The organism is Photobacterium sp. GB-56 (genome assembly GCF_003026105.1).
In the GTDB taxonomy this organism is placed as follows: Bacteria; Pseudomonadota; Gammaproteobacteria; order Enterobacterales; family Vibrionaceae; genus Photobacterium.
This window is the reverse complement of sequence record NZ_PYNW01000014.1, coordinates 37,496-60,874: the sequence shown is the minus strand read 5'-3', so window position 1 is coordinate 60,874 and position 23,379 is coordinate 37,496. Positions and strand designations below refer to the sequence as shown.

Genomic DNA, 23,379 nt, shown 5'->3' with positions numbered 1-23,379 from the left:
AATTAAAAAATAAAAGAGGGGAAGGTTGGTTGTTATTTAATGCTATTATATTTAATGGTAGTTAATTGTTATTAATTAACTAATATTGCTTCTTTTATAAATATTCGAACTATTAAAAACAAAGAAATGTTATAACATAACAATTCTGAGTGTTTACCTCAGGATTATTCATGTCGTGATTAGGAATAGATCAATGAAAAAGAAGTCTTCATTTATAGTATTGATGACAACGCTGTGCGTCTTGTTATCAGTATCAAAAGCAATGGCTGCAGAAGCGCCAATTGATGTAACGGTAAGTATTGCCCCACAAAAGTATTTTGTGAAAGAAATTGGCGGGAATAATGTTAATGTCAATGTAATGGTGCCAGCAGGCGCTGAGCCAGATGATTACGAGCCAACACCAAACCAAGTTGTGTTACTTAACAAGAGTAAACTTTACTTTTCTATCGGTGTGCCATTTGAAAAAAGCTGGTTAAACAAATTTAAAAGCTCAGCAAAAGATCTAAAGATTGTTGATACCCAGCAAGGTATTGAGCGTATGCCAATGGATTATAACGACGATGGTGAGCGTATTCCTGAGGCATCAGGCATTAAAGACCCACATATTTGGTTATCACCAGCCCTTGTGCGTATTCAAGCCATGAACATTCGTGATGCATTAATTAACATTGATCCTCAGCACCAGCAAGAATATCGCGAAAATTATCTGAAATTCTCTAAAAAGATCAATCAAATTGATGATGCTTTAATTGCGATTATGGCGAAGATCCCTGCAGCACATAATCAATTTATGACGTATCACCCAGCGTGGGGTTACTTCGCGACAGATTACGGCTTACGTCAACTGCCTATTCAAAATGAAGGTAAAGAAGCCAGTGCGCAACGTCTAAAATCACTGATTGATACAGCAAAGAAACAGCACATTAAAGTTATCTTTATTGAGCCGCAGTTTTCAAAAGAACAAGCAAAAGTTATTGCGAATGCAATTGGCGGCAAAGTGGTGGCAATTAACCCACTTGCAGAAGATTGGGGTAATAACTTGCTAACGGTTGCGAACGCGTTTGAATCTAACGTGAATCATTAAGAGCGAAAAAATGAAAAAGATTGTGGATGTACAGAATGTCAGTTTTGCTTATAAGAACCATCAAGCATTAATTGACATAAACTTCGAGCTTTACGAAGGTCAACGTTGTGCATTACTTGGACCCAATGGCGGTGGTAAAACGACATTAGTCAAACTACTACTGGGCATATTATCGGGTTATCAGGGCAATCTCGCACTGTTTGGCGACCGTCCCGGTCGCCATCCAGCGCTTATTGGGTATGTTCCTCAACAATATAAATTGAATCCAATATTACCCGTCACAGTAAAAGACGTAGTATTAATGGGGGCCAATGCAGAGCAGCTAAAAGATAAGGCATCGCTGCCAGCCTTATTAACCCAAGCATTACAACAAATGCATATCGAGCATATAGAAAATACGCTGTTTAAAGACCTTTCCGGCGGGCAGCGTCAACGTGTATTAGTGGCTAGGGCGTTGATTGCCCAACCTAAGTTATTAATCCTTGATGAGCCAACCAGTAATGTCGATCCAAGCATGACGGCACAATTTTTTGCCTTGATATCAGCGCTGCCCAAAGATGTTGCAGTATTAGTGGTAAGCCATGATATGGGGATTTTAGAGTATCAGATTGATGTGATTTTAGGGCTAAACCAAACCATGAAAGTGCAGCAGAGTAAGGCATTAACGTCTGATATGTTGCAACACTTATACGGCGTGAACAGCCATTTTCTTCAAGATCTTGTTCAGCCAACTACAACCAATCACAAAACAAGTCCTGCTTTAGTATGATCGAGCTCTTACAATATAACTTTATTCAACATGCATTAATTGCAGCAGTGCTGGTTAGCATTGTTGCCGGCATTATTGGCGTATTAGTCGTGACCAATCGATTAGTATTTCTCTCTGGTGGTATTGTTCACACAGCATACGGCGGTGTGGGGTTAGCTTTCTATGCAGGCACTGCGGTAATGCCAACAACCTTGGTATTTACTTCGATTAATGCCTTGTTATTAGGGGTGCTAAGTCAGCGTAAACTAGAGCAGTTAGATATTTTTATCGGTCTGATTTGGTCGCTAGGCATGGCAATCGGCATCATCTTAATGGCGTTAACGCCGGGATATGGGGCAGATTTAAGCAGTTACCTGTTTGGTAGTATTCTCACTGTTCCAGTCTCGACGTTATATCTGATGGGGGGCAGTGTACTCATCATTGGTGCTTATACGATTTATAACTATCGTTCGCTAGTCTTAATGTCTTTTGATGCTGATTTTGCGCAGAGTAAAGGCGTTAAAGTAAAACGCATGTACTTATCATTATTAGTGCTGGTGGCAATTGCCAGCGTTATCTTAGTGAAAGTGGTGGGTATTGTATTGGTGATGGCGCTGCTAACCATGCCAGCGTACATGGCGGCGCAATATACAAAATCGATGTTATCCATGATGTGCCACAGTATTTTATGGTGCCTTGGCTTTACGTTAACGGGGTTGATTTTCTCTTACCAGATGAATCTACCGTCAGGGGCCACCATTGTTGTTACCGCGTCTATTTGTTTAGCGTTGCAACTGGGGCTTAAAGAAATCCTGAAATTCTTCAAAAAAGGCGCTGTTCAAGCCGCGTAATGGTACAGCAAGTAGAAGCGCCCCTTCTACTTGCTACCTACTTCTATACCCTCGTTATCCTCTTCCTGTTTTTCCCATGTCACCCACGCTTTTTACATTCATGATTGGTAGATTTCTGCGTAATTGCACAGTAAATGTTACAAAGTGTAACGAGTAAATATTCGCAGTTAGCATTAAGTTATTGTTTTTAATTTCTTTAGGTTATTAGTCATCTGCTGATTTGATCTTCTTCGCGTCAAAAAAGTATCGTTGGTAACCAAAAAAAATATTTTTCTGAAAGCAGGTCTAAATTTTGAACGCTGTTCTATATTGGTGTCGCCAAAAAAATAACGATAGCTATGTCACAAATTTGAACCAATCAAAGACCGATCCCGCGTGCCGTAATAATGTTCTGTTACATCTCACCACTGTGGATTCTCACAAGCTCCGTTATGCTCCACGCATCTTAGGCACTTTTATTAAAGATACATGCCTATCCAATGTCGTTTTAAGAGTAATAACATGAAAAAAACATCTCTATTTGCATTGAGTGCAGTGGCACTGTCTTGCGCAATTAGCTTTACCGCTCACGCGGGTGACAAAATGGTTAACCCTGAAGGCGGGGTTGTTGTGGGTTACTGGCATAACTGGGCTGACGGCCAAGGTTATAAAATGGGTAATGCACCTGCGATGTCACTAAAAGACATTAACCCAATGTATAACGTGGTTGATGTTTCTTTCATGAAAGTTTACGACGTGGCTGAAGGCCGTATTCCGACGTTTCATTTAGATGCGGAAACGGGTTTAACCGAGCAGCAATTCATCGACCAAATTAAAGCGCTTAACGATCAAGGTCGCTCTGTGCTTATCGCACTAGGTGGCGCTGATGCGCACGTTGAAATGAAAACAGGCGATGAGCAAGCATTCGCTGATGAAATCATTCGTCTAACAGATTTATACGGTTTCGATGGTCTAGATATCGACCTTGAGCAAGCAGCGATTGATGCGGCGGATAACCAAACCGTTATTCCAGCGGCACTGCGTATGGTTAAAGATCACTACCGTGCACAAGGTAAAAACTTCCTTATCACCATGGCGCCAGAATTCCCGTACCTAACAGAATCGGGCAAATACATTCCTTACATCACAGGTCTTGAAGGTTACTACGACTGGATCAACCCACAGTTTTACAACCAAGGTGGTGACGGCGTTTACATTGAAGGCATTGGTTGGATTGCCCAAAATAATGATGCGCTAAAAGAAGAGTTCATCTACTACATGGCTGATTCATTGATCAACGGTACTCGTGGTTTCACTAAGATCCCACACGATAAACTTGTATTTGGTATTCCAACTAACATCGATGCCGCAGCAACAGGTTACGTACAAGACCCACAAGATTTGTTTGATGCATTCAAACGCCTTGAAGCACAATCTCAGCCACTACGTGGTGTAATGACATGGTCTATCAACTGGGATATCGGCACGAATAAAGCAGGTCAAGCGTACAACAGCAGCTTTATTAACACTTACGGCCCGTTCATTCACAGCCAAGTGCCACCGGTTGTTCAACCGGGTAAACCTGTGATCATGGGTTTAACGGATGCTCGCGTTCAGCACCGCACAAACTTTGATGCAATGGCTGGCGTAACAGCAACAGACAAAGAAGACGGCACCCTAACATCAGCAATTAACGTATCAGGCTCGGTAGATACACAACGTGTAGGCGAGTATGTACTAACTTACTCAGTATCAGATTCAGACAACAATGAAACCGTATCACCACGTAAAGTAACCGTATTTAGCGCATTACCAACCTTCGCTGGTGTGGCAAATGCAGTTGTGAAAATCGGTGAAAACTTCGATGTCATGGCTGGTGTATCAGCATCGGATGCAGAAGATGGCGATCTAACAGCAAACATCACAGTATCTGGCACTGTAAACACTGCGGTTGCGGGTCAATACGAACTTGTTTACTCAATCACAGACAGCGCAAACCAGACGGTAACTGTAAAGCGTACCGTGGTAGTTAACGATGGCTCTATCGTATGTACTAATCCGTGGAAATCAGATGTTGTTTACGTTGAAGATGATGTAGTAAGCCATAACGGTAAAGATTGGTTAGCGGGTTGGTATACGAAAGGTGAAGAACCAGGCACAACGGGTGAGTGGGGTGTTTGGCGTGAAGCAGGCGATAGCGACTGTGGCGGCGTTGTACCACCACAACCAGAAGCAGATTTCACCGCATCTCTATCTGGCGTAAACAGCAGCTACAAGATCACTAACGGCACTGCGACACTGAACCTGAATTACACCGCGAACAAAGCAAGTTCTGTACAGATTGATGTGATTGACGCAATGGGTTACCCAGTTAACGGCGGTAACTTCACGGCAGATTTTGCCGCTAACAGCGCGATTAAACTGGTACTTAATAACGTAGTGGAAGGTAAACACTCACTACGCATGATTGCCCAGTCAAAAGGTGAGCAAGTAGAATCTCGTCACCAGTTTGTATTAGAAGATCAAGGTACGGTTGAGCCACCAGTGACCGACGTTCCTGCTTATGAAGCGGGTAAAGCGTACCAAGCGGGCGACCAAGTATTAGGTACAGACGGTAACGTATACCAATGTAAACCATGGCCTTACACGGGCTGGTGTGCAAATGCTTCATACGCACCGGGTTCAAGCCTATACTGGGCTGACGCATGGGATAAGCTATAAGCTTACCGATAGCTAAATAAACGAAAAGCCAGCATGTTAGTGCTGGCTTTTTTGATTTTATTTTAGAGAAAGCATTTTACAGTATTTATGCGTACATGCTGACTTAAGTCATTATTGGACAGAAATCATTTAGAGTATTAGTTCTACTTAGACTGAATGATATAAGAAAAAGTAAGGGTGATGTGATGCTCTACTTTTCAGCATCACCCTTTATAATATTTCCAATATTTACTTATATAAGGTGTCTTCGGCTCGTCCAACACTTCGGATAGGTGTCGGCTGAGCGATACAATCCTTATATGTTAGGCATCAAGGCTTTGGTAACGTGTCTACACCAGCAATTTGTACGCTAAACCCTCGTTGTGAAAGACTTTCAAATGCCTTCGAAAGGTTTACTTTACTAAAAAAGGGTAAATTATCTTTCAAAGTTGATGAATCTTCGCCAAGTATTAGAAATACAACTTCTACACCATCACTTTTAAAATTATTTAACGAAACTGTGTTCTGTAATCCATCACAAACGCGTTTGAGAACTTTTCTAGTTGCTTTTCTAAATTCTTTATCACCCAACAATATTTCTGCAGACACACGACCTTGAGCAAATAAGTGACTTAAACCAGCTGAGCCACCTTTTCGATGTTTGACATGAATATATTGCTTGTTTGTAGTCATTAGATCACAAAGTTCAATAGAGGTTGTCGTTCTATTGCTTTTAATTAATTTTTTATCTAGCAGGTGATAAGAGTGCGAATTGGCAGCCCTTTCATTGTAGTCACCTTCGGTTTCAATCCTATCTTTTGTCTTACCATCAACAACTTCACTCCAAGTATAAACTTCAGGAAACGGTAAGTTAGAAATTGGTATTTGTGCAAGAGTAGTGTTTATTCTTGTCATAAAATCAGTAGCGATTTCGTACCAATATCCAGCAAACAACACATATATTTTGTCACTTAATTTATGCTCAAAGTAAATAGATTTATATATTTGGTGTTCTGTTTCATTTTCATGTACATCGTATACGAATAGTCGATCTCTTTTTATTGAATCGACCGATACAGCTGCAACATCAAGATTTACATAGTAGTCGTTAGTCTCAATTGTAGGCTTTATAATATTTTTGGAGCGCGTGAAACTAAAACCCCAAATAGAATCCCAATCAGCTAATTCAGGAATAGTGACACACACATCAGGGCTCTTGGCTTTTAATGCATTAACAAGGTGATCGTCTAGTTTTGATATTTCAGAAGATTCTTTAACCTTACGGATGTTATCTACCCATGAAAATTCATTTTTGTAGGAGTCATTGTTGTAATAATCCGAAAGAGTTGAGATTAGATCGCTGATTTCATCAATCTTTAACTCTAAACCGAAAGAAAATACAGAATCGCCTCCCGAAATATTCTTTAAATTGACACCTGCTTTAGGTGAACCTGTTACTGCTCTCAATACATCTTTCGATATATCAATCCCAAAGACGCCAACACCAGACTCTCTCGCAGCTTGAGACTTTTTTTGAACGGCTTGATCATCTAAAGTAAATAGGTCAACACTTCTCAAGCTGTCGTGCTTTAAAGTGTTCAGCGCTGTTTTAATTCCAAAGTCATGCACAAAATATTTAGTATCTAAGAGAAAACGACCATAACCAAAAGTAAAAGCCATTGTGTTTTCTGGGGTTTTAATAATTAATAAAGCTGAACTTGATTTATTCGACAGTTCATCTAGATCTACACCTGTCACTTCTTCAGTAAAAGTAGTCCACTTAGGCTTTTTCTCCGTTGGGATTTTTACGAAAAGCTTTCCCTCTAATTCATGCTGACTATCAATTTCGTAAGTGTTCACTTGGGCTGAACTCTTCAAGAATTCATTGATATCAAGGTCTTTATACTTATCTTTTACGAGAAATGAATTTAAAAAGATGTACGGCTTTTTATCATCACCATCCATTGCAGAATACTCCATATTTGATGTCTAACAGTGAATTAATAAATATTGTTACTTTCACGCCACTCAAAATATTGACTAAAAATCTAGGCAAATGTGCTCTTTTATGAAAATTGAGTCAAGATGGTTGTAATATATTGTTACTATTATGAAAACATAGAGAATAAATGAAAATTGCTGTTTAACTAAAGAACATTAAAACGCTATTGATATAAAGAAAACTAATCCAACATAACGTTAACATGATATGAATGAATTTTTGGTCTAACTCGTTTGGGGCAGTAACCGATTTTGTCTTGGCCCATGCCAAATAGCTAGCTCATTGTTGGATAAAAGCTTCTTAGGACTTTTAATCTATAAGATTAGATAAAGTATGGGTTACGCCAATATCATTAAAGATGTCTTTAGTGGAGTGTTTGTTCGCTTGATGAACAGTCCTTCCATTGGAGTAGGGACTGGTCTGATCTTATCGTAGGAGGCTCACCCTAAATTGTGATATATAGGCTATTGATTATTTAATTGAATTACATCAACAAAAGTATTCTAGTTGTTTGATATATCATTCCCTCCTAATTGTTATCTATCAAACCGCGATATCTCAGCCCCAGACAGGAAAAGGACATACAAACTTGATTGATTTTTCTTCTATAAATGCGTTCAACAAAGGGCCTAGAGAGTCCTTTGAAGATCTAATTTGTGTGCTTGCTAGACGAGAGAACCCTGAAAATGGCTTCGAGTTCCAACCGAACGATGGCTGCGGAGGAGATGGAGGTGTCGAAGCGCTGTGGATTCTAAGTGATGGGAGTAAAATTGGTTATCAAGCGAAGTATTTCACGTCAATAGGTGACTCCCAATGGGCCCAAATGGATGAGTCTGTCAAACAAGCGCTAAAGGTACACCCTGAACTTCAAACTTATATTTTTGCCATACCCAAGGATTTGACTCCCCCGAGAGGTGTAAGTGGCAAATCTCAACGTGAAAAATGGGACGAACGAGTAATTAAGTGGAAAGGTTGGGCGAAAGAAAAGTCAATTGACCTTGAGTTCGAGCTTTGGTCCGAAACTACCCTAAAAGAAATGCTCCTTCGAAAAGAGAATGCCGCATTGATCAAGTTTTGGTTTGGAGGTGATGTACTAAACGATTCTTGGTTTGAAGACCAAATTAGTACAGCGAAACGAGCGTTAGATGACCGTTTCAACCCTCACGATCACGTAGAAGTCTCTGTTGAATCTTTGTTTGACACCATAGCTCGAGGTCCAGGCACAACTAAACGTTTGATAGGCGTATTCAATGAGCTCGAGGAATCAAGAGTTCCCACTATCGAGCTTTCTTCAAAAGATCTTGCACCAGATACCGACGCACTTTTAATCGCAAATGATGCATGGCAGGAACTGGTGCAACTTAAAGGTTCGTTTACACGCGATTTTACTGAAGAATGGAACATTGAGGCGACGGCGATTATTTTAGATCGGCTTCAAGAAGCTGTTTGGAAGCTTCAAGGACAGTACAATTCAGTAGATAAAGGTAAATTGATTGAGGATGATAAATACAAACTTGAAAATGTGCGCACAAGTCTCCGAGTGCTTTTATCCTCTTGCTCTTCATTAAGCGAAATTTTAAGAGACTCTAACTTTATAGCTGAGACATTACGGTGCGCTGTCATTTATGGACCTGCAGGTGCAGGAAAGTCTCATATTTTAGGGCAAATTGCAGAGCAGCGAATTCGTTCAGGTTTACCAACAGTTCTAACGTTAGGCCAGAGTTTCTCTACGTTGGTGTTTTGGGAGCAATTCGGCGGAATTTGTGGCCTAGAGGGTAGAACAGTCGATGATGTTTTGGGGCCCCTTAATACAGCTGGCGAACGTAAAGGAGAGCGGACCATTCTGCTCTTTGACGCAATCAACGAGGGTGTTGGTGCACATTACTGGAAGTGTAATCTCCCAGAAATAGTTAACGCGATTCAAAAATACCCTTACCTATCAGCAGTTTTCTCTTGTCGTGATGAGTATCTTCCTTATGCTGTTCCGGATAGTTTGCTCGAAAAACTTCCTAAATATCGGATTAATGGATTTTCCACTCCAGAGGAGATGGAACGAGCAGCAATTCGATACCTTGATACCAAAGGCATAGCTCGGCCCAACACACCATGGTTATCGCCAGAATTCAACAATCCATTGTTCCTAAAAACGACTAGTGAGGCTTTGCATGCTCAAGGACTTACGGAATTTCCTCGCGGGTTGAACGGAATATCACAAACTATGGCACTGTATCTCGATGCGTTGAGTTGGCGTACTGGGATACAAACAGAAAACTCAGCTACCATTTCAAATTCCATTAAAAAATGTGTTGGTCAAGTCGCTAGTATGATGGCTATGAATGGTTGCGATTTCATAGAAGTCGAAGATGCGATAGCAATTGCAGACGAGAGCTTTAAGGGTAGAACTGCGCCAGAAGGAAAAACTTGGCTACAGGTATTAATAGAAACAAGTTTATTTAGACGCGACCCGCCTCCTTATTCGGAATGTTTTGATCCCTTTAATCCCCCATCAGAACTAGTGCGCTTCTCATTTCAGAGGTTCCAAGATCACCTCATGGCGACATCCTTGCTTTCAAAAGTGTCTAGGGAACAGTTAAATACGGCTTTCAATGCGGGCTTTCCTCTGAATTTCCTATTTTATGATGGGAAGCCAGACCATGGTCTTCACTATAAATATACAGGATTGGTTAGCGCTCTATCCACAATCTACCCAGAGAAACTCGGGGTAGAATTTGCTAAAACCCTACCCGATTGGGAATTACATTGGGAAAGAGATCAGTCACTGCAGGAGAGCTTTGCGGAAAGCTTCAAGTGGAGGAGTGCAGATGCCTTTTCGAATGACTCGCGAGAATTACTGAACCGATTAGATAGCTACAATTTTGAGCCTCTAGGGTTACTCTTGGAAGTTTCAATGACTATTGACCATCCTTTTAATGCTCTTCGCCTTCATGAGCGACTGAAGCAATGGCAAATGCCAGAAAGAGATAGTCATTGGACACGTTGGGTTAATTGGGCGTCGCGAGAAGAACTCAATCAAGTTGAAAGAATTGTCTCATGGGCGTTATCAAAGCATAGCCGCACTGCAGATTTAAAACATTTGGAGTTAGCGTCATTAGTTTTGGTATGGTCCTTATCTTCGTCTCACCAGACATTGCGTGACCGAGCGACCAAAGCACTAACGACGCTATTTTTAGTAAACTCAAACATATTTATCTTCCTGCTCGAAAAGTTGCACGATTGCGATGATCCGTATGTTGTAGAGCGACTCTATGCTGCAGCCTTTGGAGCTTGTTGCATCGATCAAAGCTCTGAACGTCTAAATGTTTACTCGCATGAAGTTTTCGCCAAAGTTTTTGCAGACAAACAGCCACCGGTAGCTCTACTTACTAGAGACTACGCATTGGGGATAATTGAACTTGCAAATAGCAAGTGCGCATTGAGTGAAGGTATTAACCTAGAAGATTGCTATCACCCTCTAGGTTCTGAACCTCCAACATTTGGACTGATTGAAGATGAAGTAGAGAAAATTGCTGAAGAAAGAGGAGGCAGAGAAATATTTAGTTCTGCTTCAAGTGAGTGGGGTGACTATGGGAAATACAGTATCCCTGGTCGTGTGCGAAATTTTTTAACTACTCCTCTCGGTAGTCCAAAACCAGTCTCTAAGAAAGAACTAAAACGAGTTTTTTTTGAAGAAGTTATACACCCCTATGCTGAACGTGTAGATGCCCTAGAAGCTTTTGAGGATGCCTCCAATGCTAATTTTCAAGCTAATCTTTTTGGACAACTGGAGTGTGAAGTTATCCGAGGTGAAGCATCTATACTCGAGGATGTTGTAGTTGAGGCTCGCAATCATTTAGAAATTTTATTGAGTGAAGACGAGCGGAAAAGACTTTCGTCGGATTATCTTCAAGACGCAGGTTACGAAGAGTTTGAACCAGTTGATATACAACAATGCAGACTATGGGTCACTAAAAGAGCCTACGAACTCGGTTGGAACGCAGATCTCTTTCCAAGAGATGGGTATGGTACCAGTAACTCAAGACATGATAATGACCTAGAGCGGATAGGTAAAAAATACCAACGAATAGCTTTAGACGAAATTCAAGCCCGCTTAGCTGACAACTACTGGTTTCTTGAAGGAGGGTGGGGAGCTGAAAAGCCGTGCATTTATCGATATAGCCATCATGACTTTAGACGAAATGTTGAACCAACTATATTACCACCCGTAAAACAAGAGCTTCACCTTGAAAAATGGATGTTAGAGCCAATTATTGAGCTTCCCGAAGTTATAGAAGAGAATTTGAAGCAGTGGCCTTTTGAAGAAGATCCGACGCTGACGATAGTTGAAAAGATCTTTAGGACTGATGAAAATGATAAGAAATGGAATGTTTTATATGAATTCAACTGTTCTAGTGAAAAATATGAAGGCCGGAGAGCCGGCATGCATGGGATGCGATACGAAGAATTCAGATTCCTTTATTGTGTATTTCTAAAAAAAGGAACCGCGAGAAACCTAGCAAAGTTTTTAGAAGGGGAGAAAAATCTTGATGTAGATTCCTTTAAACCGAGAGGGGCTACGGATGGACCATACCTTCGTGAAGCACATTGGCGCAATACGTGGGAATCTGAAAAGTTTTCAGACTCTCTTTGGAACGGGCCTGAAGAATGTACATTTGCAATACCTACAGTTAATTACCATTGGGAGAGTCATTTAGATAAATCTCTTCCTGATGGTTTTTCGAGTTATATGCCACAAAAATGGTTTGCCGATGAACTTGAACTATCGTTGTCTCAAAATGAGCTAAGTAAATGGTTAAACAAACATGGTGATGTTGTGATACAAGCTCAAGAGCCTTTTGATCATCAAACTGCAGTAGTTATTGATGATGAAGTTCTTCATGACTATGTTAGCAAATTTGACATAGAACCAATGTGGGTAATGATTGCGGAGCGAAATACGTGGCCTAATGGAAACAATTATGAGTCTTGTTGGCGTCGTTCTGAGGGTATTGTATGGCGTGAGGAAGGAGTTTTGCAAAAAGTCGCTTGGAACAAAGATACAAAACGCTAGCCCACCTTAACGCTAAAGATACTAGCTATTACAAGTCAAGTATATTTCCATCCACAATACTACGACAAAGCCAGTGATAATTTTTTCACTGGCGTTTGTTTTTAAACGCTCGAACCGACCATCCAGATTAGTTATCGTAGGGAAAAATTAAATTAACAGTATTTGAACGGTGTTTTTTACAAGGGGGTGGGGCAGAAACGTGTTACATAAATTTGATCAATAATTAGCTGAATTTAACATATTGGATCCTCTGCTCACCTTATTAACCTTACTTCCACAAACAATCCACCCTCTGATAATTGCCGATATTTTTAACGGATAAAGCAGATTTTTAACAGTATTTTGTCTAGAAATTTAGATGCGCGTCAGGTTTTATAAAACACTTGGCTATCTTATGTACTACAAGCGGTTTTAGGCTTATAAATCACTGTTATTGCTTGTTTGGATAGTTGGAACGGAGAGCGTGGCGGGGCAATGACAAGAGAGATAAAGCCCTTATCTGAAAAGCATCATTTCACGCTATAAGAGCAAGGTAACGATTAAGCTACCAATAGCGAAATAAACAAAAAGCCAGCATGGTATAGGCTGGCTTTTTGTGAGAGCAGTTTCTATATATTTTCAATATTTGCTTACAGAGTGCTTGGGTTTATCCAACATGTCGGATAGGCATCGGCTACGCGACATAATTCTTATCTGTCGCTTAACAAGCCGCCTTCACTTTATCATTTAAAAAGTGGGATGGTTCTAGCTTTATCATTTCAGCGTCGGTTGCATTATGATTCTTCGCATATTCAGCAACTAAATTGTATCCAATCCAGTAACCTGCGTATTTCGGGAACTCATCAGGGTGTGAGCCCAAAAACAATTTATCTAATGAAAAGTCTTTTGTGTCTAATAGATGGCTCATTTGTTCTAGTCCGTTGCGCCAATCATAGTTATCGAGCTCTTTAAATAATGACGATGGCTTACCGTTGGTCACCAGATTTTCGAAATGGCACGCTAAACCTTCCATTATTAGCTGCTGTGACAAGGTGCCTGTTGGCATGTGAAAACTTAATCTCACTGCATGGTGAAGTTCATGCGCTAGAACTTCAAGAAGCTCTGTCTTTATTATTTCAGCAATATCATCTCGAGAGCTGTCCACTAACAGCTCGACTCTATGCTCACTAAGAGCGTAACCGCCTAAGCCTGACGGGGATTCTTCCCCTGTTTGGAATGGAGAAACAGTAATATCAATCTTTGATACTTCAAGGAATTCACCAATTTTAATAAGGGCACATCCAATCGTGTGCTCCAATAAGTCTGAGTATTGGCTTAATTTTCCAGATGCGTTAAGTATTGTAATTTTTACTGCCAAATCATACTCCTTTGATTAGGCTGGGTTTAAACGAGGGCATAACCGCTATTAATGGCGTTGTTTTTGTGTTGTTACCATTAACAATTTAATCTCTGCGAATTGCTAATGTTTTAGCCGATAGCACAGACATTTCACAGTGCTTTGTCTATAACTTTAGAGATATGTCAGGTTTTATAAAAAAAGAGGTTATCCAACGCGGTGGTAGCGGTTTTGACTTGTAAATCACTATTATTGACAATATGGATAGTTGGAAAAGGGATAGTGGTTAGACGATTAAAAGAGATAAATCTATGTTTTGCAAAACATTATTTCACGCGATAAGAGCAAGGTAACGATTGATCCACCAACAGCGAAATAAACAAAAAGCCAGCATGGTATAGGCTGGCTTTTGTGAGGGTAATTTCGCTTAAATAGTAAATCTATTTATTTGAACTTACGAAGTAATCATTCAGTACGATTAATTTGTACACATATCACTATCTTTACCCACTATACGCCATACACCCCAATTAGCAGATGCTTCAGGTGTTGGTTCTTCACCTGTGGTATACCATTGGTTATGGTATGACAGGCCATCATGCATGACTTTTTCACATGGCTTATCATAGACTTTAGCTGGATCCCACTCACCTTCTGGTACCGGTGGTACTGGAACGTCTGGTGTGTAATCGCCAATAGAAATCATACAGCTATTGTTTTGGAAATTAACATTAATTTGCTGTGGATGTTCTGGATCAGCCTCGCTTGCAAGCTTAGCAAAAGCACTTTGTGCTTGCGCTGTACAGTCGACGCCGCTGTCTTTCATTTGGTCGATACTTGCGTCAACGGGTAGTGAAATATGGGTATTTGGTGTCATCCAGTTATTAACGATATTTGCTCCTGCTTTAGAAGCAGAAAGGAACATCTGACCCTGTATTTTTGCATCAGTATAAATCTGGATTTCACTTGTTGGATCAATAGGACCTTTATCCGTTACCGCATTAAAATCACTTCCAATCGCTTTTTCAACATTGCCAATCGCAACATCAAGTAACTGGTAAATAGCTTTACGATCAGAATCATTACTTAACGTAAATGCGTCTGTAGACTTAATGTCTAACTGCGCTAGCGCATCTTTAAATGCTTTGTCAGCTTGAGATGCCGTGACAAAAGTCAGTGCTTCTTTGTCTTTATTTGGCTTGTATGACAACTTAGTCATTGCGAATGCAAATACTCGATTAAATTGCCCTGCTAATAATGACACCTGATTATTAATATTTAATCCTGCATCTTCAAGATTCACGCCGAATAATTGGTCGATATAAAAGGAAACTTGGCGTGGGTAACGGTAATAAGTATCACCCGTTGTATCAGGTGAACCAATTGCGTCTCGGTAATCTTGTGGGCTTAAATTGTAGTTATTCCTATAGTATTTAGTAGATTGACAGACATTACGTGATTCCAGTTATCACTAACGGAAGTGAGCATTATCTGATCCTCGATTTTATATATACTCAGAAAGTTCAGCTGTTTTATGTTTTATAAGCAGCGATACCTCCATATTAAATAAAGTCAAATTAAAGGCTCGGTTTCGTATTAATATCGAAACCAAGCCTTATCAGTCCTTAAATTAAATGCTCCATTTTGTATGGGCCATTTAATTATATTTTGTGATGTTCTATTAAGCATTATTTAGTTATTAATATTTGAACTATTTAGGGGCTGGAAACCCATCCAAATCATCGAACGGCATTATTTTCCCGTTCCATTTCCCATCTTCTTGTTTTGCGACAACAATGAACTGACCATATGTTGTACCGGGTGATCTGTATTTTAAGGGGACGACAACACCATCATCCATATGAATCGCGCCATCGATCCTTGCAAGCATGCAAATTCCTCTGGTTATATTATCCTGCCTTAATTCAGAAGGTTGTATCTCGCCGAGAAAGTGCTGTTCACAAAATGGTCCTTCTAAAACAAGGTCAACCGTACCTGGCGTACTGTTTAGCACTGTATAGTTTGTATAAGCAGCGAATGATGGAGCTGAAAATAGTAAAAAAGAGAGTGCAACAAAAAGAAGTTTTTTCATCACGTAGCATCCTTAATCAAGATTAGAGAATGGGCGACATGTGTCAAATATACGCAATAGATATAACACATAAATAGCATATAAAATATATGTTTAGGTTTTATATTTGTAGCAAAAATGAGACACCCTAAAGCAAAACGATTGATGAGTGCTATGTTGCTTAGGCTTTTGGTTGTCTTTTGATGATAAGTCGGTGGGGTTGAATCGATGAGGTTGAATCGTTTTTGATGAAAAATTCAATGCGTATTGAAGAAATGGTAAACCGATTCATAGCTTGAGAGCGCTGAATCGGTTTATAAATTACCTGCGTTATAACAAGGTTATATTGAGAAGCATAGCTTAATGAGATTGTTCATTAGTCGTGAAAATTTGACTATTAATTATATCTTCAACATTGCCGGTTAATGCTCCCACATGTTTTTTTGCACTCTGAGGATGCCAAAGCTTGCACTCAAGTTGTGAGTCCTTAAATAAACCTATTGTGGGTATATTGTAAGCACTCGCTATGTGAATAATCGCGGTATCAACAGAGATCACGCCTTTTGATTGTTTAATCAAATAAATCGCGTCTTGTATAGAATCTACACAGCAAACACGAGAAACGGGCGCTAATTGGCTTTCCCATTCATCTTTATTTTTTATATAGGAAGGCAAAATAAAGACACAGTTAAATCCATCGTTTTTTAATTTTGTAAGTATATCTATGCTTTTCTTTATACTTAGTGATCTACTGTTACGAGAAGCAAATGGATTAAAAACCAAATAGTCTTTAAGGTTTTTACTATTGATCAGCATTTCCATTTTATCGTTTTCTTTAGCAAAAACCTTAAACAGAGCAGGGGGCTGAGCAAAACCATATGCGGCCATTAGTTTTGACCAGCATTCAGGCTTACTTATGTTATCGTTATTAAATTGTATCGGTGGGTTCTGTATACAATTATGCTGGTAACAATCGTGACCGATAGTTAAGTCGGGCTTTAATGTAAAACCGACGATGCTCCGATGTGGTTTTTCTATAGAAGACACTTCTATTAGTAAATCGACATTACAATTGATCTTCTCTTTTAATATCTTAGGGTATTTATACCATTCTCTTTCTTTGGGTAAGCAAATGTAATTAACCCGAGTGTCATATTTTACAACATCTTCATTTTTCTTCGTACATAAAACAACCACATTGGCTTCTGGCCACTTGGCTTTAACTGCTTCAATAATAGGTGACATTGCGAAGTAGTCGCCTATCTGAAATGTGGCATTAATAAATACATTCGGTTTTTCTGGAAGGCTATTTATTGATGATAATTTGTTTACTCTTCTATTTAGTATGCTAGATATAAGCTTTTTAAGCATAAAATGTTACCGCCCGTAGTAAATATTTATCTACTTCCATTTTGATGACTTTACCTTACTAATGTATATATTGTGCTTTGAAATTTAGGCGTATTCAAAGCGTATTACGTTTTACCAATTTGGGCTTAAATCAGCCAGCTTTTAGCAGCATACGATCATGATGGCCACGCTTTTATCTGCACTTCTAAAATACGCTATTTTAACGCTATGATTCTAAGCATAAAATCATCAATTCGCTCTAAGTATATAGATGATTTGTGATGTACTGCGAAGATTGCTGATTAAATTTGATATTAAAGTTTGTTGACACATTTATAGAGTTGTATTTTTAGACGTTTTAGCTGCATTTTTCTTTCTCTTTACTTCGTTTATTTCTTTCCTGTAATACGACTTCCATCCGATACATTTGATTGTTTTATGAGCGAAATATTTCGTTGTTAATAAAGCTATCATGATTACCTTATATGTTGAAATCGTGATTTTGTTCTTGATAGGTATATTTTACTGGCAACATATTCCATTTATTAACACTAACTAAACCTTTGTCACAGAAATTTAATTTGATATCCATACAATCCACTTGTTTTCGCTTGTGAGCGGAAATGTTCGTTTTAAGTAATGTATGGATAACAATGAGGCTCTGATGTTTGGGATATTCAAACCGAAGGCGCATATCGCACCTTTAGAAAATAGTAAGGTCGATAGCACCTATTCTCGCCTGCGATGGCAGTTATTTTTCGGTATTTTCTTCGGCTATGCAGGTTATTACCTCGTCCGTAAGAACTTTAGTTTGGCAATGCCATATTTAATTGATGAAGGCTTCAGCCGCGGAGAGCTTGGTGTTGCTTTGGCTGCGGTGTCTATTGCTTATGGTTTATCGAAGTTCTTAATGGGGAATGTGTCAGACCGTTCTAACCCAAGATACTTTTTAACGGCGGGACTGGTTATGTCCTCGTTGGTCATGCTCTGTTTTGGCTTTATGCCATGGGCGACGGGAAGTGTGGCTGCTATGTTCATTTTATTATTCCTAAATGGTTGGTTCCAAGGAATGGGCTGGCCTGCGTGTGGACGTACCATGGTGCATTGGTGGTCTCGTAAAGAACGTGGCGAAATAGTGTCGGTGTGGAATGTTGCTCATAACGTGGGTGGCGGTTTAATCGGCCCTATGTTTATTCTTGGCCTTTGGGCATTTAATGACGACTGGCGAACTGCTTTTTATGTTCCCGCTCTTTTTGCTTTGCTGGTCGCATTTTTTGTTTGGTTAACCGTGCGTGATACGCCTCAGTCATGTGGTTTACCACCAATTGAAGAATATAAAGATGATTACCCTGATGGATATGATAAGTCGTTTGAAACGGAAATGACGGCGAAAGAAATCTTCTTTAAGTATATCTTTAATAACAAGTTACTTTGGTCAATCGCGATTGCTAATGCCTTTGTTTATCTGATCCGCTACGGGGTGCTAGATTGGGCGCCAGTATATCTAAAAGAAGCGAAAGGCTTTTCTGTCGATAAAACATCATGGGCTTACTTCTTGTATGAGTGGGCTGGTATTCCGGGCACCTTATTGTGTGGTTGGATTTCCGATAAGTTCTTTAAAGGACGTCGAGCGCCAGCCGGTATTTTGTTTATGGTGCTGGTAACGCTGGCGGTATTGGTTTACTGGTTTAACCCAGCAGGCAACCCAACGGTTGATATGTTGGCGCTTATTGCTATCGGCTTCTTAATTTATGGCCCTGTTATGTTAATTGGTTTGTATGCGCTTGAGCTTGCACCGAAGAAAGCAGCAGGTACTGCGGCAGGTTTAACAGGTCTATTTGGTTATCTTGGTGGCGCGGTTGCGGCAAATGCTGTGCTTGGCTACACCGTTGATCTTTATGGCTGGGATGGCGGCTTTATTATTCTGGTTGGTTCTTGTGTGACATCTATTGTGTGCTTTGTTTATGCACTATTAGGTGAGCGCGCACTTCATGAACGTAAAGCAAAAGAAAAAGCAGCATTAGCACAATAACCGTATTGAGGGGCGGATTGTCCCTCACTATTTATCAAGGATATATGATGAAAACAATCTCAGTTGGCTTCACTTTTTTAGTACTTAGCTTATCAGCAGGGGCGATTGCAAAGCCGCTGGTTATTGCTCACCGTGGCGCGTCAGGCTATTTACCCGAACATACACTTGAAGCGAAAGCGCTCGCTTATGCCATGAAACCTGATTTTATTGAGCAGGATGTGGTGATGACGAAAGATGATCAATTAGTGGTACTGCATGATCACTATTTGGATCGTGTGACTAATGTTGCTGAACGTTTTCCTGATCGCGCGCGTAAAGATGGACGTTATTACGCGATTGACTTTACGCTCGCTGAAATTAAATCATTAAGGGTGACGGAAGGGTTTAATATCAATGATAAAGGCGAGAAAGTCGCGGGCTTCCCACAACGATTCCCAATGTGGAAATCACACTTTACTGTCCCTACGTTTGCGGAAGAAATTGAATTAATTCAAGGCTTAAATAAGACCTTAGGTTATGACATTGGTATTTATCCTGAGATTAAAGCGCCTTGGTTCCATCGTCATGAAGGGAAAGACATCTCTAAAGCGGTACTTAAAGAATTAAAACAATACGGTTATACCTCGCAAAGCGACAAAGTCTACCTGCAATGTTTTGATGCCAATGAGCTAAAGCGTATTAATGATACCTTAATGCCCGAGATGGGCATGGATTTAAAACTTATCCAATTAATGGCTTACACCGATTGGAACGAAACCATGGTTTATGACGGTGATAAAGCAACGCCATATAGCTACGATTGGATGTTCAAACCAGATGGTATGGCAAAAGTGTCGCAATATGCGGAAGGGATTGGCCCTTGGAAACCGATGTTAGTGGATGATAAATCAACCCCATCGAACATTATTATTAAACCGATAATGGCGCAGGCAAAAGCGGCGGGGTTAACAGTGCATCCTTATACTTTCCGTGCTGATGAAGGCCGAATTCCGTCATACGCAGAGAGCTTTAATGGCATGCTTGATGTGTTCTACAATCAGGTAAAAGTCGATGGTGTATTTACTGATTTTCCTGATAAAGCCGTGACGTTTCTTAATAATAATAAATAGTGCTACATAAGGGATTGGCCCTCTCAAATGAGAGGGCTTTTTTTGCTGATCTTATTGTGGCAAATGGCTTTGTGCGTAATGAATGATCGCTTGCGATATTTCTTTTAATACGCCCGTTTCTAATTGCCAGTGATGCCAATAAATTTGGTTAGATAAGGAAAAATTCGGTGTTATGTTCACCAGTGTGCCTTTTTCTAATTCTTCGATGATCTGTAATTTGGGGATTAAACAGTAGGCGATGCCGGCAAGAGCCATTTTGATAAAAGCTTCTGAGCTACTGATTTTATGATGGACGGTATTATCAAGATTTACATTAAAGTGCTGGGTAAGAAATTTCTGGTGTAGATCGTCAAACTGATCGTAAGACACCGCTGGTGCTTTGGCGAGTGTTTGGTTATTGACACCGTTTTTGAAGTAGCGCTGGGTAAATTCAGGACTCGCGACACACACGTAATCAATACAACCTAAATAGTCGGCTCGACAAGACGGGATCGGTTGCGATTCGAGGCTAATTGCGCCAGCCACTTCTCCGCTTTTCAATTTCTCAATCGAGAGGTTTTCACCATAAATGCTTAATGTGATTTCAACTTGTTTTTGTTTCATCACATCTTGCAGTGACGGCAATAACCATGTCGCTAGGCTATCGGCGTTGGTCGCAAGTGAAAGTTGAATAGGGCGTGCGCTGGTATCGTTTTCTAACTCTGGCAATATTTCATGTTCAAGTAATCTAACACGACGATATAAACCCAGCAGTTTTTTGCCTATTGCTGTGGGTTTTGGCGGTTGCTCTCTTATCAGTACAGGTTGAGCTAGAAACTTTTCTAATTGTTTTACCCGTTGTGAAATGGCTGACTGTGAAATGAAGAGGTATTCAGCGGCACGTTCAAAACTCCCTTGATGAATAATCGCATCTAAGGCTTCAATCCATTTGTAATCCAATCCTCGCACTTCACTCTCCTTGCTTATGAGTCTCACCACGTTATATAGGTAACACCACAGTTATAAGTATCTCTAATGTTATATTAAAATCATTAATTATACTTATCCATCTAAACCTTTTATCTTCTCGGCTCTTTACGAATATTATTTTGATGCTGCTGAGGTGAATGATGAGTTTTTGGGTTTTATTACAAGGGTTTGGCTTAGGGGCATCAATGATCATCCCTATTGGCGCCCAGAATGCTTATGTTCTCAATCAAGGTATAAAGCGTAATCACCATTTAACGACAGCAACGATTTGCAGTTTGCTAGATACGCTGTTTATTTCCATCGGTATTTTTGGTGGTGGTGCCATTTTGGCGCAACATGACATGTTACTTACCGCTGTCACAGTAGGCGGCATTGCTTTTTTAACCTTCTACGGTTTGTTGTCATTAAAAAGCGCGTTTAAAAAACACAATGCTGATGAACAAAATGGTGAAGTGGTTGCTCGCGGTCGTCGTGCTGTTATCTTAGGGGCATTGGCGGTGACGGTGTTAAATCCGCATTTATACCTTGATACTGTGGTGATTCTTGGTTCATTAGGTGGTCAGTTTGAAGGAAATGACCGTATTGCTTTTGCTGTTGGTACCATCATGGCATCGTTTGTCTGGTTCTATAGCCTGTCTTTAGGGGCGGCAAAGCTTGGGCCTGTTTTATCACAGCCAAAAGTGAAAAAAGGCATTGATCTGTTAGTGGCAGCAATGATGTTTACTATTGCGATCATTCTTGCCAAAGAGCTGATGGGTAAGTATTAGTAAAAGTAAAAGGGATAGTGATATATGCAATCGTTACAGAAAATTTATGCGTTTAATACCCAACGTTTAAAGTCATTGGCTATCCCTTATCGAGAATGGGAGCACGAAAGCATTCTTGATTTTGAAACCGATCAAAAAGTGGCAGCGAGACTGGGTTGGACCGGAGTACATACGAAGAGCATCTTTATGAAATTTAAAGATCATGGCTATGCGTTGTATTTGACGGATAAAGATTCGCGGATGGATTCGAAAAAAATAAAGACGTTAATCGGTAAGCGGCCTTCTATATGTACTGGTGAAGAGATGACTGCCCAGTTAGGGTGTTTACCCGGTGCCGTTTGTCCTGTCGGGCTACCTGAACATGTCGCTATTATTATCGATTCATCCTTGTATGCGTGTGAAGAGTTACTGTATACGCCCGGTATACCGGAAATTACGTTTGGCGTGGCGGGTAAGTATTTAAAACAGTTATTAGGATCGGAATCTAATGCTATTTATGAACTGTAAATAACAGACCAAGATAAATAAATGCCAAGGGCTTTGAGTTTAATATTCAAAGCCCTTTTGCTTTATTTGAAACAGGGAAATGAACGCGATGCTTAGTGAAGTTTTAGTTAATATTAAAGAGGATGAATAAGTGAGTTATCTGTTTTTTATTTTCATCGAAACGTTTCGCTGATTGAAGTGTGACCTAGTATTCTTTTTTGTCTTTATATTGATACGCAAGACCGATCATTCTCACATCTTATTGAACCGGGGATAGTCAAAAAAATCTGTCGGATTATTATGCTATCGAAACGTTTCGATGGTGTTTTCTAAAACGGTAATTTTCACCGATTAGCAGATGCTTTTAGTAAGAAAACGTATAACCGAATGGTCGATAACATGAAAAAAAGTACCCTCATTAATTCAGAATTGTCTTACCTCGTTGCCACACTAGGACATACCGATGAAATCACTCTTTGTGATGCGGGCTTGCCTATTCCAGATCACGTTCAACGTATTGATTTAGCATTAACGCATGGTGTACCGAGCTTTTTAGAGACGGTGCGTGTGATGCTCTCTGAAATGCAAATTGAAGGGGTGATCATGGCAGAAGAGTTTGCCCAAGTGAGCCCTGAACATTACCAAGCCTTGCTGGTTGAACTTGAACTAGAGCAAGCGAAAACGGATAAAAAAATTCATATTCAATACGTTACCCACGAGCAGTTTAAACAGCGTACGGAACAAAGCCGAGCGATAGTCAGAACGGGCGAATGTACTCCGTATGCCAATGTGATTTTTCAATCCGGTGTGGTGTTTTAGTCAAGAGC

General features: G+C 40.0%; 16 protein-coding genes. 10 read left to right on the top strand and 6 right to left on the bottom strand.

Annotation, left to right across the window (positions count from 1 at the left end):
- Positions 1-193 precede the first annotated feature (193 nt).
- The 4 genes from C9J42_RS16690 (at position 194) to C9J42_RS16675 (ending at position 5,383) form a co-directional block, all read left to right on the top strand.
- Positions 194-1,084: a metal ABC transporter solute-binding protein, Zn/Mn family gene (locus C9J42_RS16690; RefSeq protein ID WP_107302183.1), complete on the top strand. Its 891-nt coding sequence runs from the start codon at positions 194-196 to the stop codon at positions 1,082-1,084.
- Between the two features lie 10 nt (positions 1,085-1,094).
- A complete protein-coding gene (locus C9J42_RS16685; RefSeq protein ID WP_107208762.1) occupies positions 1,095-1,853 on the top strand; it encodes a metal ABC transporter ATP-binding protein in 759 nt (252 codons plus the stop codon).
- Complete coding sequence (locus C9J42_RS16680) at positions 1,850-2,683, top strand: metal ABC transporter permease (RefSeq protein WP_107208763.1); 834 nt, start codon at positions 1,850-1,852, stop codon at positions 2,681-2,683. Before C9J42_RS16685 ends, C9J42_RS16680 begins: the two co-directional genes overlap by 4 nt.
- A gap of 501 nt (positions 2,684-3,184) precedes the next feature.
- Positions 3,185-5,383, top strand: coding sequence for an immunoglobulin-like domain-containing protein (locus C9J42_RS16675; protein WP_107287328.1), 2,199 nt, complete (start codon positions 3,185-3,187; stop codon positions 5,381-5,383).
- 309 nt (positions 5,384-5,692) lie between these two features.
- Here the strand turns inward: C9J42_RS16675 and C9J42_RS16670 are convergent, their stop codons facing one another.
- The gene (locus C9J42_RS16670; RefSeq protein WP_107302182.1) at positions 5,693-7,327 is read right to left on the bottom strand and encodes a TIGR04141 family sporadically distributed protein; all 1,635 of its coding nucleotides are present in this window, start codon (positions 7,325-7,327) and stop codon (positions 5,693-5,695) included.
- 626 nt (positions 7,328-7,953) lie between these two features.
- On the opposite strand from C9J42_RS16670, the gene C9J42_RS16665 reads away from it, so the two are divergent.
- A complete protein-coding gene (locus C9J42_RS16665) occupies positions 7,954-12,432 on the top strand; it encodes a hypothetical protein (protein WP_107302181.1) in 4,479 nt (1,492 codons plus the stop codon).
- 700 nt (positions 12,433-13,132) lie between these two features.
- Here C9J42_RS16665 and C9J42_RS16660 read toward each other — a convergent pair.
- From C9J42_RS16660 to C9J42_RS16645, 4 genes are all read right to left on the bottom strand, one after another.
- Positions 13,133-13,789, bottom strand: a complete 657-nt coding sequence (locus tag C9J42_RS16660) for a DUF2268 domain-containing putative Zn-dependent protease (protein ID WP_107247590.1) — start codon at positions 13,787-13,789, stop codon at positions 13,133-13,135.
- A 457-nt stretch (positions 13,790-14,246) separates the two neighbouring features.
- A complete protein-coding gene (locus C9J42_RS16655; protein ID WP_107302180.1) occupies positions 14,247-15,071 on the bottom strand; it encodes a hypothetical protein in 825 nt (274 codons plus the stop codon).
- Between the two features lie 408 nt (positions 15,072-15,479).
- The gene (locus C9J42_RS16650; RefSeq protein WP_107207105.1) at positions 15,480-15,860 is read right to left on the bottom strand and encodes a hypothetical protein; all 381 of its coding nucleotides are present in this window, start codon (positions 15,858-15,860) and stop codon (positions 15,480-15,482) included.
- Positions 15,861-16,199: 339 nt separating this feature from the next.
- The gene (locus C9J42_RS16645) at positions 16,200-17,084 is read right to left on the bottom strand and encodes a glycosyltransferase family 9 protein (protein ID WP_158260211.1); all 885 of its coding nucleotides are present in this window, start codon (positions 17,082-17,084) and stop codon (positions 16,200-16,202) included.
- Between the two features lie 769 nt (positions 17,085-17,853).
- On the opposite strand from C9J42_RS16645, the gene glpT reads away from it, so the two are divergent.
- Together glpT and glpQ are read left to right on the top strand one after the other, a co-directional pair.
- Complete coding sequence (gene glpT, locus C9J42_RS16640) at positions 17,854-19,221, top strand: glycerol-3-phosphate transporter (RefSeq protein ID WP_107207103.1); 1,368 nt, start codon at positions 17,854-17,856, stop codon at positions 19,219-19,221.
- Positions 19,222-19,268: 47 nt separating this feature from the next.
- Positions 19,269-20,330, top strand: a complete 1,062-nt coding sequence (gene glpQ / locus C9J42_RS16635; RefSeq protein ID WP_107302178.1) for a glycerophosphodiester phosphodiesterase — start codon at positions 19,269-19,271, stop codon at positions 20,328-20,330.
- A gap of 51 nt (positions 20,331-20,381) precedes the next feature.
- On the opposite strand, the gene C9J42_RS16630 is transcribed toward glpQ, so the two are convergent.
- Positions 20,382-21,278, bottom strand: coding sequence for a LysR family transcriptional regulator ArgP (locus C9J42_RS16630; RefSeq protein WP_107207101.1), 897 nt, complete (start codon positions 21,276-21,278; stop codon positions 20,382-20,384).
- A 161-nt stretch (positions 21,279-21,439) separates the two neighbouring features.
- Here C9J42_RS16630 and C9J42_RS16625 point away from each other — a divergent pair, with 161 nt between their 5' ends.
- From C9J42_RS16625 to rbsD, 3 genes are all read left to right on the top strand, one after another.
- The gene (locus tag C9J42_RS16625; RefSeq protein WP_107259941.1) at positions 21,440-22,066 is read left to right on the top strand and encodes a LysE/ArgO family amino acid transporter; all 627 of its coding nucleotides are present in this window, start codon (positions 21,440-21,442) and stop codon (positions 22,064-22,066) included.
- A 24-nt stretch (positions 22,067-22,090) separates the two neighbouring features.
- Entirely contained in the window at positions 22,091-22,573 is a 483-nt protein-coding gene (locus C9J42_RS16620; RefSeq protein ID WP_107302177.1) for a YbaK/EbsC family protein, read from the top strand.
- A gap of 378 nt (positions 22,574-22,951) precedes the next feature.
- A complete protein-coding gene (gene rbsD / locus C9J42_RS16615; protein ID WP_107259977.1) occupies positions 22,952-23,371 on the top strand; it encodes a D-ribose pyranase in 420 nt (139 codons plus the stop codon).
- The last annotated feature ends 8 nt before the right edge of the window (positions 23,372-23,379 follow it).